We start from the raw sequence: 13,775 nt of genomic DNA, 5'->3' as shown, positions 1-13,775 counted from the left end.
CGCATATAGAGGCGAACGTTCAACACAGCAACAACCGAACAGGCCGACGACGAACCGGGTGGAGTCTGCGGCTTGGCGGGCGGCGGACTGGCGATGTCACTTGTAGGGGTCTGCAGCGTCCCGCAAGCCGTCGCCGAGGAAGTTGAACGCCAGAATGACGAGAATGACGGGGAGGATCGGCAAAAGTAGCCATGGATAAAACGCGATCACGCTGACGCTGCGCGCCTCGGTGAGCAGGATGCCCCAACTGGTTATCGGTGCCCGCAGCCCGAGCCCGAGGAAGCTCAGCGCCGTCTCGCCCAGGATCATGCCGGGTATGGAGATCGTCGCCGTCGCGATCAGATGCGACATGAAGCCCGGAATGAGGTGCCGCCGGATAATGCGGCCGCTGCTGGCGCCCATCAATTGCGCGGCCAGAACGTAATCCTCCTCTCGCAACGCTAAAAGCTTTGAACGCACGGCCCGCGCCAATCCGGTCCAGTCGAGCAGCCCGAGGATGACGGTGATGCCGAAATAGATCAGGATCGGACTCCAAGTTATCGGCATGATCGCCGCCAGAGCCAGCCATAGCGGAATGCTGGGGATCGATTGCAGAACTTCGATTATCCGTTGAACGATCAGGTCGAAGATGCCGCCGTGATAGCCGGCCAGTCCGCCGATGACTATGCCGAGCAGGAAGCTGAAACTGATGCCGACGAGGCCGATCGTCAGTGAAATGCGTGCACCATAGACGATGCGCGAGAGCACATCGCGCCCCAGCCTGTCAGTGCCGGCCAGGAAGAGCTGGCCGTTTTCGGCAGGGCAGACAAAATGCCTGTCACCTTCGATCAGGCCCCAGAACCGGTAGCTGTCGCCCTTGCAGAAGAAACGGATCCGCTGAACATCATCCTGTTGGTCGATGTAGTTCCGCTTCAGCGTGTCCATATCCAGCGTCATTTGGCGGCCGTAGACGAACGGCCCGACGAACTGGCCGTTGTGGAACAGGTGCACCCGCTGCGGCGGCGCATAGATGTAGTCCATGTTGCGCGTGTGCAGATTGTAGGGCGCCAGGAACTCGCAGATCAGTATCGCGAAATAGAGCACCGCCAGGAATATGCCGGATACAAGAGCAAGCCGGTGCCGTCGAAATTTCCACCACATCAGCCGCAACTGCGACGCCTGAAAGACCTTCGACTGCTCCGGCGTCATTGCCTCGACCGACTGCAGGTCAAAGGGCGCGATGGAAACATAGTGTTGCAGCGGAGCACCCGGAGCGGGAAGTGGCGATTGCGTGTTCATTTGGTACTGCCGCCCTGCAAACGAATTCGTGGATCAAGCAGTGCCAGCGCCAGATCGGAAATCAGCACGCCGATGACCGTCAGGAAGGCGAGGAACATCAGGAACGACCCTGCCAGATACATGTCCTGGCTTTGCAGCGCCTTGATCAGCATCGGCCCGGTCGTTTCCAAAGACAGCACGATCGCCGTGATTTCGGCACCGGAAATGATGGCCGGCAGGATAGAGCCGATGTCCGAAATGAAGAAATTGAGCGCCATGCGCAGCGGGTATTTGACCAGGGTCCTGAAGGGATGAAGGCCCTTGGCGCGCGCCGTCACGACATATTGCTTGTGAAGCTCATCGAGCAGATTGGCGCGCAGCCGCCGGATCATGCTTGCCGTGCCCCCGGTGCCGATGATCAAGACCGGGATCCAGAGATGGGCGAGGATCGACTTCGCCTTGGCCCAGCTCATCGGCTCGCCGAGATATTGCTGGTCCATGAGATGGCCGACGGACGTGCCGAACCAGATATTGGCGAAATACATCAGGATCAGCGCCAGCATGAAGTTCGGGATGGCAAGGCCGAGAAGGCCGAAGAAAGTCAGGCCGTAGTCGCCCCAACTGTATTGATGCGTGGCCGAGTACATGCCGATCGGAAAGGCGATGAGCCAGGTGAAGAGGATCGTCACGAAGGAAACCAGCACGGTCAGCCACATTCGGTCCCCGATCACGTCGCGAACCGGCAGCTCATATTCGAAGGAATAGCCGAAATCGCCGTGCAGCATCCCGCCGACCCAGTAGAAGTAGCGAATGACCGGCGGCTTGTCGAAACCATAGTCCTTCCGCATCATCTCGATGCGGTCGGAATCCACCGCTTCGCCCTGGGCCCGAAGCTCGGCAACATAGCTGTCGAAATAGTCGCCTGGGGGAAGTTCGATGATCGTGAACACAAGCGCCGATATGATCAGCAGCGTTGGAACCATTACGGCGAGGCGCCAGACAATATATCGAAGCACGCTCAGGACTCTCCAAGCCAAAATGTATCGGGCATGTAGACACCGAAATAGGCGGTCGGGTCGTAGCCGTAGAGCGCCTTGTCAGGCAGATTGCGCAGCCGCGAGGAGGCCAGAACCGGCTGATATGTTCCGTTCACCGTGCCGATCGAAAACACCTGATCGGTGTAGATCGACAGCATTGAATTCCAGATTTCAGCGCGCTCCGTGGCTTCGGTCGATGCGTTCCAGCGCTTGAGTAAGGTCATCAACTCGACCACCGGCGGAAGATCGGGCGCCTCGCCGAGCCTGCCACGAGACAAGTAGTGAGCACCCCAGAGCGGCCATTGCAGTTGGTCGTCAATGGTGGGGGCCAGCTGGTACGGGTTCATGTCGGCGGTCGGCACGCCATTGTCGATGCCCGACCACATCGACATCATGATCTGGCCGCCAAGCGCGCGACTGCGAAAGATGTCGCGCTGCGAAGTCCGGATGAACAGGGCGATACCGATCTGGCGCCAGTGATCGCTGATGAGCTCGAGCGCATCGGTTTCCAGCGTGCTTTCGCCGGCCGTTTCCACGACGATCTGCGCCGGGCGTCCATCGGGAAGTATCCGCAGGCCGTCATCGTCACGCGCCTGAAGCCCGACCTCGTCGAGCAGGGCATTGGCCTGATCAGGATCGTAGGTGACCCAGGCTTTCGCGAATTCGGGCCGGTAGAGCGGGCTCTCCGGCAGGACCGTATCGGCACTTTCCTGCGCCAATCCATAGAACACGGCCATATTGATCTCGCGTCTGTGCACAGCGAGCGAAAGTGCACGACGCACGCGCACGTCGCGAAAAAGGCCACGCCAGACCTGGTCGGCACAATTCAGATTGGGCAGCAGCGCCAGTCGCGAACCCTGTGTGCGTTTCCAGAGATGCATCTTGACCGGGTAGCGCTTCTCCGCGTCCTTCAGGAAGGAGTAATCGCTGAAATCAATTCCCATGCATTGCAGGTCGCTCTCGCCCGCGCCGGTCTTGGCGGAAATAATCGCCGACGAGCTCACATTCATGACAATCCGGTCAACATAGGGTAGTTGCCGGCCATTCTCGTCTATGCGGTGAAAGAACGGATTGCGCTCGAAGACGAACTGCTCAGCCGGCGGCTTGGTCCGGTTCCGCCAGGGATCGAGCGTCGGCAGTTCCGGGTTCTCCGGGCGATACTGCCGCGACATGCGGATATGCAGGAGCGTCCATTTCTTGGCCCTGTTCTCCTCCATCAGGCCGGCGAGCCGGAATGGATCCTGGTATTTCTTGTGGAACTGCTTGAGATAGGCGGCCGGCAGAACAAGCGATAACGGCGAAGCAGCCGCGAGCTTGGGCAGGAAGTCGGGATTTGGCGCATCCCAACTATAACGGACCGTCAACGCATCGACGATCTCGAAGCGTGGCGGCTTGCCGTCGGCCAGCAGGGCCGGGGCGAGCCCGCCTTGCGAAAGTTCGTCGTTCAGCCAGACATCTTCCCAGCAATAGCGAAAGTCCTCCGGCGTCAGCAGGCTACCGTCAGACCATTTATGTCCTTCCCGTATCTTGAAAGTGAAGACGCGATCGTCCGCTACCTCGAAACTTTCAAGAATGTCGGCTTGCAAGTTGAGCTTTTGGTCATAGCCGACCAGGCGAGCATATCCGTAGATCGTCATCATCCGGATATCTTTCTGACTGCCGATGATCGTGCGCAGCGTGCCGCCATACTGGCCGGGCTGCCGCCCCATCGCAGCGAGATTCAACACGCGCGGGTTCTTGGGCAAGCGCTCGGAGAGTGCCGGCAGCGCCAGGGCCTTCAGCAGCGGCTGAAGAAATTGCGGCTCCAGATCGCCTGCGTGCAATGTGCCCGGCAAAACCGCCGAAGCCATGAGTCCGAGGACGGTGCGCCGGCTGATCAATGGCGTAGCTCGCTGACATCGGCCGAACGTCGGGCCAACACGAGGTGGCCGCCACCAAGATCGAGCGGCGACAATACATCCTCGTCGCCCTCGTCGCGGAATTGCGGTCCCCATGCGCTGGTGTCGGAAGCGCCGCTGAGCTTCAGCGTCTTGAAATCCATCGGCCTGTCGAGGTCGGGGAAAGGTACTGCGGCGACGAGTGAGCGCGTGTAGGGGTGGATCGGTTTCCTCAGCAGAGTTTCGCGTGGCGCAAGCTCGACGATACGCCCGCCGCACATCACTGCGATTCGGTCTGCCATGTAGTCCACCACCGCCAGATTGTGCGATATGAACAGGTAGGTCAGGCCCAGTTCCTTCTGCAGGTCCTTCAGCAGGTTCAAGATCTGCGCCTGGACAGAGACGTCGAGCGCCGAAACCGGCTCGTCGCAGATCAGCAGTTCAGGGCCCAGCGCCAACGCGCGCGCGATGCCGATACGCTGACGCTGCCCGCCGGAGAAACTGTGGGGATAGCGCTTGATGAAGCGCGGATCGAGCCCGATCGCCTGCATCAGGCTTTTGACAGTGGCGAGTCGGGACGCGGCATCGCCACGTTGATGGATCTCCAGCGGCTCGCTCAGGATGTTCTCCACCGTCATGCGAGGTGACAGCGATGAAACCGGATCCTGGAAGACCATCTGGATTTTGGCGCGCAGCATGCGCAGGGCGTCTCCCTCGCCTTGCAAGACGTCGATCGCTCCATCGCGGCCGTTGAACGTCACAAAGCCGCCGCTAGGGGTGATAGCCCGCATAAGGATCTTGCTGACCGTGGTTTTGCCGGAGCCGCTTTCGCCGACCAGCCCCAGGCACTCGCCGCGCCTGATATCGAAGCTCACGCCGCCCACGGCGCGAACCGTGGTTTGGTGATCCCCGCCAAACAATCCGGACTTGCGGATTGTGAAGGTCTTTTTCAGATCCCTGACCGACAACAGGATATCGTCTGGCCCCTTCGACGGCGGCGCCGTCTGCTTGCCGAGCAGGTTCTCGACATTCACCGGCACCTCGCGCAGCGCCTTTAGCCTTTCGCCAGGCTTCAGGTCGAAATGCGGAACGGCTGCCATCAGGCCCTTCAGGTAGGGGTGACCTGGTCGGCGGAATATCGCCTCGACAGGTCCCGCTTCCATGATCTCGCCATGGTACATGACCACGACCTCGTCGGCGACGTTGGCGACCACGCCGAGGTCGTGGGTGATCAGCAACATCGCCATGTTCAGCTTGGTCTGAAGGCCGCGCAGCAAATGTAGGATTTGCGCCTGGATGGTGACGTCCAACGCCGTCGTCGGCTCGTCGGCGATCAACAGGGCGGGCCGGCAGATAAGCGCCATGGCGATCATGGCGCGCTGACGCAATCCTCCTGAAAGCTCAAAGGGATACATATCATAGGCGCGTTTGGGACTCGGAAAGCCGACAAGACCGAGCATTTCCTCGGTCCGCGCCTTGCGCTCCGCCCGAGCCATGGGGGTATGAATCTGCAAGGATTCGCTGACCTGGTTGCCGATCGTGTGCAGCGGCGACAGCGATGTCATCGGCTCCTGAAAGATCTTGCCGATGCGGCTGCCTCTCAATGCCCGGATTTCGGGTCCGTCACGTGGCATCTTCAGGATATCTTGCGTGGTGCCGGGCCTTTCAGGATCGGAGAACAGGATACGGCCGCGAACATGGGCTGATCCCGGCAGAATGCCCATCACTGCCTGGCTGAGAACCGATTTTCCGGAGCCGGACTCGCCCACAAGCGCGGTAACCTTGCCGGGCAGGACGCGAAGATTTGCGCGCCTGACGGCATGCAACGGTCCGCCGATGATGGCAAAAGAGATGCCAACATCCTCGATCCGCAGCAGATCAACACCCGAATTCATTCCACACCAGCCCCAATCTGGCAGGTTCGGAAGCGAGACTAACCTATTGCCAGCTTAGAGCAACTTGGATTCGGAACGGTCGCCAGCGGCGGAACCGGCGAGCGGACTGTCTATCTGGGGCCCTTCGGATCAGGTCGTGGCGGTTACTGGAGCTTGCTCGGGTCGCCCGCCGACAGCCGCGCGGCATCGCGGTGAAGCAACATGACCTGCTCGGCGTCCGATCTTCGGTCATAAACCGGCTCCAGCGCACCGTCTTCATCGACTGCGAGAGCACCCGACAGATCGGGTGAGAGCACCGTCAGCTTCTGCTTGATGCCAGCCAGTTCCTCGCTGCCGAGCGTCAGCCAGTTGCTGGCGCCGCAATAGCTGGCGAATTCCTTGCTGGCGAGAATGCTGTGCGGATATTTCTTGGTCAGTACCTGGAGGCGCTGGACCTCGTTTACAGCCGAGCCGAAGACGGAGAATGTGAGCCGGTCGGTAAGCCCGACATTGCCGAACATCACATTGCCGACATGTAGGCCGATACCAAATTTTATGTCGGTTAGCCCCTTTTCCTTTCTGCGCAGATTGAGATCCGTCACGCGCGCTGTGGCGCTGCGCGCTGCCGCAAGAGCAGCCTGGCAGGCGATCTCGGACTGCGAGCGATGCCTTTCGCAAGGGTAAACGGCGATGAAACCATCCCCGATGAAACTCATGATCTGCCCCCCTTTGCGATTGAAAGGTGCAGCAACGGCGTCGAAAAACTGGTTCAGCGTATCGATATAGATTTCACGGCCGGAGGTTTCGGCAAGCCTTGACGACCCGCGCATGTCGCCCATGACCAGCGCGGCCCGGATTGTATCGCCCTCGCCGCGCTTGATCTGACCGTCAAGCACGCGCCTGCCGGCGTCGCCGCCGAGATAAGTGGTCATCATGTTGTCGGCGAGCTTGGTGAGAACCGCCATCTTGGTTGCCATAGCGAGATGGTTCTGGATGCGCAGCAGCGCCGAAATCATGCTGTCGCTGAATCCTGCGGCACTGTCGGTGGACCAGGACCCCATCATGCCCTGACTGGCGTTGCCGTTGAAGGAATGCACGAAAGCCAAATAGTCGGTGACGCCTATAAGCCTGAGATCATCGAAAACAGGAAACTCCGATGGCAGCGACGGGTCGAGCCGGCGTCGCAGGTGGTCGAGCTTGTTGCTGAGCAGATGATAGTATGGGCTGGTCAGGAACCTGTCGGACGGCGCGCCGGGCTCATTGCGGAAGCTTTCGATTTCTAAGCCTCGGCCGCGAACCCAGGTGAAGCCAAGCGCATCATAAAGCGGATGAAGCATCGAAAAGCTCAAATGCACCCGCTTCAACGGCAGGCCGGCAGCAGCCAGCCGTTCGCAAAAGCCTTTTACCAATGTTTCTAGGTCGTTGCCTGCAAGTACCGATTGGTTCAGCCAATCGGCTACCTTATCCATGAGAATGGTGGAAATTTCTGCTTGCGTCGTGCTCATGCTATCTCGAAACTCCTCGAAGACGAGGCATTGTCCTTTGATCCGCCCACAACACAGTCCGCCAACGACCCCAAGAAGAGATCCCCGAAGTCAATGAAGCCAGCTTTGGCAGGAAAAGCCGGCGAAGAACTTCGCAACTGGCTGTCCGTGCGGGCGAGCGACAGGCTAACTGTATCTATTTACTCGCGGCATTATGTGTCGACGCTGCCGGCCGAGTGCAACCACGATCCTGACATCGAGCAAAGAATTCGCCGGCTCAGACCGCCGTCAGGCCTTTACCACCGTCTCTCGGGCTAGCCCGAGGCGGCCGAAAACATTGCGCGTGTCGACGATCAGAAGGGCGTGATCGGCGATCGCCTGATAGTCGATCGCGTCGTGGTCGGTTGCAACGACGACAGCATCGAAATCCTTCAAGGTCCCCTCGCTCAATTCGACAGACCGACGCCCCTTGATCGGCATATGCTCCCGTGTCGCCGGAATTTCTCTGACGTGCGGATCGTGGAATTCAGCCTTGCCGCCCCATTCCTCGATGAGTTCAATGAGCCGCAATGAAGGGCTCTCGCGGATGTCCGGCACATTCTTCTTATAGGCGAGCCCAATGATGAGAATGCGCGAGCGGCTGAGCGCCTTGCCGCAACGCCGGTCCAGCGCCCTGGCCAGTTCATCGACCACATGACGCGGCATAGCCGTGTTGATCTCTGCCGCCAGTTCGATGAAGCGGGTCGGCAGTTCGTATTCGCGCGCCTTCCACGTCAGGTAGAAAGGATCGATGGGGACGCAGTGCCCGCCAAGTCCGGGCCCAGGATAGAACGGCATGTAGCCGAAGGGCTTGCTCTTTGCCGCCTCGATCACCTCCCAGATGTCGATGCCCATCGCACCGAGCACGACCTTCAACTCGTTGACCAGGGCTATGTTGACCGAGCGAAAGATGTTTTCCGTTAGCTTGACCGCCTCGGCGGTCGCGGTGGTGGAAACCGGAACGACGGTCTCGACCACACCCTGGTAGAAATCCTTCACGAGCGCCGCCGCTTCAATGCCGTCGCCTGCCACGACCTTGGGGATCGTCGCGACTTCAAAGCTGCGGTTGCCGGGATCCTCGCGTTCGGGCGAGAAGCCCAGGAAGAAGTCTACCTTCGACTGCAAGCCGGTTTGTTCCAGGATGGGCTTGATCACGTCGTCGGTGGTGCCGGGATAGGTGGTCGATTCCAGCACGACCAGCTGGCCGAGACGCAGATGCTTCGCGATGGTGCCTGCCGTGTTCCTGACAAAGGAGAGGTCTGGCTCGCGGTTTTTCGTCAGCGGCGTCGGAACGCAGATGACGATGACATCGCAGGCGGCCAGTTCGGTAAAATCCGCAGTGGCGCGAAACCGTCCGCTCGCCACTTCGACAGCAAGGGCAGTGGACGTCACCGCCTCGATGTAGGATTGCCCGCTGTTCAGATTCTCGACCTTCTGGGCTTCAATGTCGAAGCCGAAAACCGGGAAGCCGGCGCGTGCTACCGCGACCGCCAGCGGCAATCCGACATAACCCAGTCCGATCACCCCCACTTGCGCGGTGCGCGTCGAAATCCGGTTCAGCAGACTGTCATATGTCGATCGTGAGGCGTCCAAAAATCTGTTTTCCTCAATGTGGACAGACTGCCCGCTTCCACGGCGAGGCTCATGTGGGCCCAACAACCCCGAGGCATATTGCGGAAAATGGATCTCCGCAAGCCGTCGTCAGGCCGACACCTTCGCCTTCAGGCTTGCGGCAGCCATCGCATAACCGCCGGCGGCGCCGTCGATGAAATGAACATGATCGCGCTGCAGCGGCGAGGCGACGAGGCACGTCATCAAGGCCGATTGCTGGCGGTGCAGGCCATAGGTGCAAATGCCCGCCTCTTCGGCCTGCTGCAGCCGGTGCTCGATCCGCTGCAACAAATCCGCATCTACATCGATGGTCATCTTCAAGCCGTCATCGAACTTCCGGAAATCCGAATTGCTGGCCACGTCGCGTTTGTAGATCTTCGGATCGAACCTCCCGATCGTCCAGCCATATCGATCGGTCACAGCCGCAAGCGACAACAGGAACACTATCCACAGCTTCGACAACCACCGCCTTCCCGCCGGCGCGACGGCCCGGGCCTCGAGATCGAGGCCGGCGGGCGAAAAACCGTAGGCCGGCCCGTTCACCGGCACCGGATGGCCATCGCGTTCCTGTCGACCGACAAGGGCGATGATGTCGGAAGCCAGAACCTGAAAGCCGCTCACATCGCGCGAGGCCCCCGGAACGGCTATGATCGAGACGATTTCGCCATGCCGGGCTTCGATCGGGCTCCAGCGGCAGGAGAGACCGGTCAGATCCGGCCGCGCGTTGGCCGGCGCAGGATCGATCAGGTAGCGCCCCGCTTTCATCTCGGCTTCCGCCCAACTGCCGCCGCCGCCGGCAAACATGGCATAGAACACCGCTTCGGAGGCCCGGAACCTCGCTACCCGAACGTCGAGGCCTTGCGCTCTTATATCCTCTATCGGCACGATTGCGGCGCGCAAGGTCAGGGCCAACTCGTCCGCCACCCATCGCTGTACGGCCGCCAGGGCGTTGCGCGTGATCTCCAGCGCCGAACTCGGAAACGCCACGAGCGCGCCGTCGCCGCCGAAGACAAAGGGAAGATCTTGCCGACCCAGCGCATTGAGCAGCGCCGAAATGACGCTGGCGCCGGCCATATTCACGGTTTTATAGCGCCCTGCCTCGATCGCCTTGGTCGAGCCGACGATGTCGGCGGTGGCCAGCGCCCAGCCATCGGGAAGCGGCCGATAGTTGTCGATGTCGGCAACGCTTTCGAACTTCGCGAACACCGGCAAGGAAGCGACGAACGGGTCGGACGCTGCGGCTGTTTCCATGAGCATGCAATAGCACATTCCACTGCTTGAAGGTGAAACTCGATCATGCTTCGAAATTGACTTGCGCAGGCTTTCCAATGATAGGCTCCGGCGATGCGAATTGCCTTCTACGCGCCGCTGAAGTCGCCCAATCATGCCGTTGCCTCTGGCGACCGTCAGATGGCACGGATGTTGATCAAGGCGCTTGAGCATGGAGGGCATCGCGTCGATCTGGCGTCCGAATTGCGCTTCTATCTACGCGAACCGGAGTCGAAAAGTTTCGATGCGCTCAAGGTCGAAGCCCGACAGGAAGTTGCGCGGCTGACAGAGCTTTGGCAGCGTGACGGCAAGCCCGACCTCTGGTTCTCCTATCATCTCTATTACAAGGCGCCCGACCTGATCGGGCCCGAGCTGGCGTCGGCCTTTGCCATCCCCTATGTGACCGCGGAGGCCTCCTATTCGAAGCGGCGCAACGTCGGTTTTTGGGCCGATATGCAAGCCTTGGTGGCGCGAGCCGTCGAACAGGCGGCGCTGAACATCTGCTTCACGCAAAGGGATTGTCGGGGACTGACAGACGCTCTTCCAGACGCCGTTTTCGGCATGCTTTCGCCCTTCATCGACACATCGGTATTCCGGGAACTGCCGGCGCGTGGTTGTCCGACGCGTCTCGTTACCGTCGCCATGATGCGACCGGGCGACAAGGTCGATAGCTATCGCATGCTCGCGCACGCCCTCGCTCCGATCGGCCACCTGCCCTGGACCATGTCGGTCGTCGGGGACGGGCCTGCCCGTGAGGAGGTCAAAGCGCAATTCGCCGGCCTGCCCGCCGACCGGATCGAATGGCTTGGCGCGATCGAGCCAGCCGCCGTGCCGGATGTCCTCTACAGTGGAGGGATTTACGTCTGGCCGGGTTGCGGCGAAGCTTATGGCGTTGCCTATCTTGAAGCACAAGCTGCCGGCCTTCCGGTGGTGGCGCAGGATATCGCCGGCGTGCCGGAGGTCGTGCGGGATGGCCAGACCGGATTTCTCACCCCGCCGGGCGATGTGGCGGCGTTCACGTCTGCCATTGAAAGGCTTCTGGTCCGTGACGACGAAAGAACCGCCATGGCCGGCAACGCCAGACGTTTCATCCTCGAAGAACGCTCTCTCGCTACTGCAGCGGCGCGTCTTTCCGAACTTCTTGCGAAGATCGCGGTTGCATGACAGTCGATCAGATCTGGCAGCCCTTGGTGGAAGAACTGGCGTGCTGGCGACGGGCGGACCGCAAGGCGGAGTTCTGGTTGCGCGACGACGACGCTGTGGATCCGACGGCTGCGCTTGATCGGCTGCTGGAACTCACCCGTGCATTAGAGGTTCCGCTCACTCTGGCCGTCATTCCGGCGCTGACCGACGAGAGGCTTGTCGTCCGGCTTGACGAGGCGCCGCATGCCTCGGTCGCCATCCATGGCTGGGCGCACCGAAACTATGCGCCGCAGGACCAGAAAAAGCAGGAACTCGGCGCCCATCGGCCACGCCAGGCGGTGCTCGATGAGATGGCCCGCGGGCTGTCGCGCCTAACCGGGTTGCACGGCGCGCGTGCCGTTCCGATGCTGGTGCCACCCTGGAACAGAATCGACGCCGGCTTGGTATCGCAGCTTGGATCGGTAGGATTTGCGGCATTGTCGGTCTTTGGGCCGCCGAAGCCGGCCCCAGTGCCGGTCATCAACAGCAATGTCGACATCATCGATTGGCATGGCACGCGCGGCTGTCGTGATCATGGGTCCTTGGTTCAGGCCATCATTGCGCAATTGCGGCATGCATTCGACGGTGGCGAACCGGTCGGCCTGCTCACCCACCATCTCGTACACGATGAATCGGCCTGGCTTTTTCTCGAACGGCTGTTCACAGTCGCCGCACAGACTGAAGCCTGCGCATGGCTTCCGATCAGGACATTGATCGAGCGTGGCGGGGGTAGAGCAATTCCAGGAAAAGTGTGAGCGGTTTTCCGTCCGGAATGGCGTCAAAACAATAAGATAGAGCAAAATAGCTCAGCGCTTTTTGTGCAATGAGACTGGAAATCTGAGCGTCTGGCCGTCCCGCGCGGCAAAAGCGCCGGCAAACCTGGCTTTGGCCAGTTTTTCGATCTCGTCCAATTGCTCGTCGGTGCGTGTCGGATCGTGGTGGAACAGCCCAAGCCCTCGGGCACCGGCTGCCTCACAGAGTTTGACGCCCTGCTGCCATGTCGAGTGCCCGTTGCCACGGCGGTCTTCCATTTCGTCCTCGGTATAGGTGCAATCGTAGATGACGAGGTCGGCGTCTTCGATCAGGTCGAGCACCGCCTGATCCAGCTTACCCGGCTCGTGCTCAGTGTCTGTGATCACCGCCACGATGCGGCCGCCCCATTCGACGCGGTAGCCTATGCAGCCTCCCGGATGGTTGAGACTGCCGGTCCGGACGACCACTCCTTCGCGCGGCCTTAGAACGTCTCCGGATACGAAATCGCGGCAGTCGATGCTTGCCTTGCAGATGTCGAGCTTGGCCGGAAACCACGGCGGCCGCATGAATTCATCGACCATCTGACGGGTCGTCATGCGTCCCGCAAGATGGCCGGACCAAAGCCTGACCTTGACGCTCCGGTCATAGATCGGTTTGAAAGCCGGCAGCCCGATGATGTGATCGTAATGGCAATGGGTGAAAAACAGCTCGAAATCGGTCACGCCCGAGGCCCGAAACGCTCTGCCGGCAAGCCCTAGGCCAGAGCCGGCGTCGAACAGAAGCATATGCTTGCCGCATCGCATCTCAATGCAGCTCGTGTTGCCGCCATAGCGAGAGAATTCTGGTCCCGATACCGAAATGCTGCCGCGCACGCCCCAAAACCTGACCAGGAAATCCATGCTGCTCCTTCGCCCGTCGTGGCCAAACAACTGCTGCTAGGCGTTTCGTGCGTCGATCAGGTCCGCGGTCGTATGGCTTAGACGATCGGCAAGAACCCGCAATATCTCGATGGTCATCTCCGGGAACTCCTTCATAAGCCTCAGGAAATGATCCTTGCTGATTTTCAAGGCTTCCAGCGGACTTGCCGCTCTGACGGTGGCAGTGCGGGAGCTGTTGCACAAGATGGCGATCTCGCCAACGATCGAATTCGGCGCCAGTTCGGCAACTTTTATCGGCCCGCTGTCGGAATCGACCAGAACATCCGCGCTGCCTGAGAGGATGACATAGGCGGCATCTCCCTCGTCGCCCTGCCGGAAAAGGATCTGGCCGGCGCTGTAGCTCACACGATCGGATGTGAACGCAAGCAGCTTGAGCTTTGTCGGTTCGATGCCGGAGAACAAGGGAACGCGTTGCAGCATTCCAACTTCATCCTTGAGCAGCATTGTCGCAAAC

Annotated in this window: 11 protein-coding genes; 2 read left to right on the top strand and 9 right to left on the bottom strand. The window is 60.4% G+C overall.

Annotated features, from left to right (window positions below):
* Window positions 1–96: 96 nt before the first annotated feature.
* The 7 genes from EOA49_RS05695 to EOA49_RS05665 form a co-directional block, all read right to left on the bottom strand.
* A complete protein-coding gene (locus EOA49_RS05695) occupies window positions 97–1,278 on the bottom strand; it encodes an ABC transporter permease (RefSeq protein ID WP_127240909.1) in 1,182 nt (393 codons plus the stop codon).
* Entirely contained in the window at window positions 1,275–2,273 is a 999-nt protein-coding gene (locus EOA49_RS05690; protein WP_066994096.1) for an ABC transporter permease, read from the bottom strand. The genes EOA49_RS05695 and EOA49_RS05690 overlap by 4 nt, the downstream gene beginning before the upstream one ends.
* A gap of 2 nt (window positions 2,274–2,275) precedes the next feature.
* Window positions 2,276–4,174: an ABC transporter substrate-binding protein gene (locus EOA49_RS05685; protein ID WP_067326326.1), complete on the bottom strand. Its 1,899-nt coding sequence runs from the start codon at window positions 4,172–4,174 to the stop codon at window positions 2,276–2,278.
* Window positions 4,171–6,066 (bottom strand): ABC transporter ATP-binding protein, encoded by a 1,896-nt coding sequence (locus EOA49_RS05680; protein WP_127240908.1) that lies wholly within the window; start codon window positions 6,064–6,066, stop codon window positions 4,171–4,173. Before EOA49_RS05680 ends, EOA49_RS05685 begins: the two co-directional genes overlap by 4 nt.
* 143 nt (window positions 6,067–6,209) lie before the next feature.
* Window positions 6,210–7,550 (bottom strand): adenylate/guanylate cyclase domain-containing protein, encoded by a 1,341-nt coding sequence (locus tag EOA49_RS05675; RefSeq protein ID WP_067326319.1) that lies wholly within the window; start codon window positions 7,548–7,550, stop codon window positions 6,210–6,212.
* A 267-nt stretch (window positions 7,551–7,817) separates the two neighbouring features.
* Window positions 7,818–9,161, bottom strand: coding sequence for a nucleotide sugar dehydrogenase (locus EOA49_RS05670; RefSeq protein WP_095823330.1), 1,344 nt, complete (start codon window positions 9,159–9,161; stop codon window positions 7,818–7,820).
* Window positions 9,162–9,269: 108 nt separating this feature from the next.
* Window positions 9,270–10,430: a DUF3095 domain-containing protein gene (locus EOA49_RS05665; RefSeq protein WP_127240513.1), complete on the bottom strand. Its 1,161-nt coding sequence runs from the start codon at window positions 10,428–10,430 to the stop codon at window positions 9,270–9,272.
* Window positions 10,431–10,523: 93 nt separating this feature from the next.
* On the opposite strand from EOA49_RS05665, the gene EOA49_RS05660 reads away from it, so the two are divergent.
* On the top strand, window positions 10,524–11,612 hold the full coding sequence (locus tag EOA49_RS05660) for a glycosyltransferase family 4 protein (RefSeq protein ID WP_095823332.1): 1,089 nt from the start codon (window positions 10,524–10,526) through the stop codon (window positions 11,610–11,612).
* Window positions 11,609–12,385, top strand: a complete 777-nt coding sequence (locus EOA49_RS05655) for a polysaccharide deacetylase family protein (RefSeq protein ID WP_127240511.1) — start codon at window positions 11,609–11,611, stop codon at window positions 12,383–12,385. Before EOA49_RS05660 ends, EOA49_RS05655 begins: the two co-directional genes overlap by 4 nt.
* 51 nt (window positions 12,386–12,436) lie before the next feature.
* On the opposite strand, the gene EOA49_RS05650 is transcribed toward EOA49_RS05655, so the two are convergent.
* Entirely contained in the window at window positions 12,437–13,282 is an 846-nt protein-coding gene (locus EOA49_RS05650) for an MBL fold metallo-hydrolase (protein ID WP_127240510.1), read from the bottom strand.
* A 36-nt stretch (window positions 13,283–13,318) separates the two neighbouring features.
* Window positions 13,319–13,765: a cyclic nucleotide-binding domain-containing protein gene (locus EOA49_RS05645; RefSeq protein WP_067326300.1), complete on the bottom strand. Its 447-nt coding sequence runs from the start codon at window positions 13,763–13,765 to the stop codon at window positions 13,319–13,321.
* Between the last annotated feature and the right edge of the window lie 10 nt (window positions 13,766–13,775).

The organism is Mesorhizobium sp. M1A.F.Ca.IN.020.04.1.1 (assembly GCF_003997315.1).
In the GTDB taxonomy this organism is placed as follows: Bacteria; Pseudomonadota; Alphaproteobacteria; order Rhizobiales; family Rhizobiaceae; genus Mesorhizobium.
Note: the sequence above shows the minus strand (reverse complement) of the source record. Positions and strands in the feature narration are given on the sequence as shown.

Bases quoted from the DNA above. Each gene is read 5' to 3' on its own strand.
- EOA49_RS05695 (WP_127240909.1), bottom strand. From the start codon at position 1,278: ATGAACACGCAATCGCCACTTCCCGCTCCGGGTGCTCCGCTGCAACAC.
- EOA49_RS05680 (WP_127240908.1), bottom strand. From the start codon at position 6,066: ATGAATTCGGGTGTTGATCTGCTGCGGATCGAGGATGTTGGCATCTCT.
- EOA49_RS05675 (WP_067326319.1), bottom strand. From the start codon at position 7,550: ATGAGCACGACGCAAGCAGAAATTTCCACCATTCTCATGGATAAGGTA.
- EOA49_RS05665 (WP_127240513.1), bottom strand. From the start codon at position 10,430: ATGGAAACAGCCGCAGCGTCCGACCCGTTCGTCGCTTCCTTGCCGGTG.
- EOA49_RS05660 (WP_095823332.1), top strand. From the start codon at position 10,524: ATGCGAATTGCCTTCTACGCGCCGCTGAAGTCGCCCAATCATGCCGTT.
- EOA49_RS05655 (WP_127240511.1), top strand. From the start codon at position 11,609: ATGACAGTCGATCAGATCTGGCAGCCCTTGGTGGAAGAACTGGCGTGC.
- EOA49_RS05650 (WP_127240510.1), bottom strand. From the start codon at position 13,282: ATGGATTTCCTGGTCAGGTTTTGGGGCGTGCGCGGCAGCATTTCGGTA.
- EOA49_RS05645 (WP_067326300.1), bottom strand. From the start codon at position 13,765: ATGCTGCTCAAGGATGAAGTTGGAATGCTGCAACGCGTTCCCTTGTTC.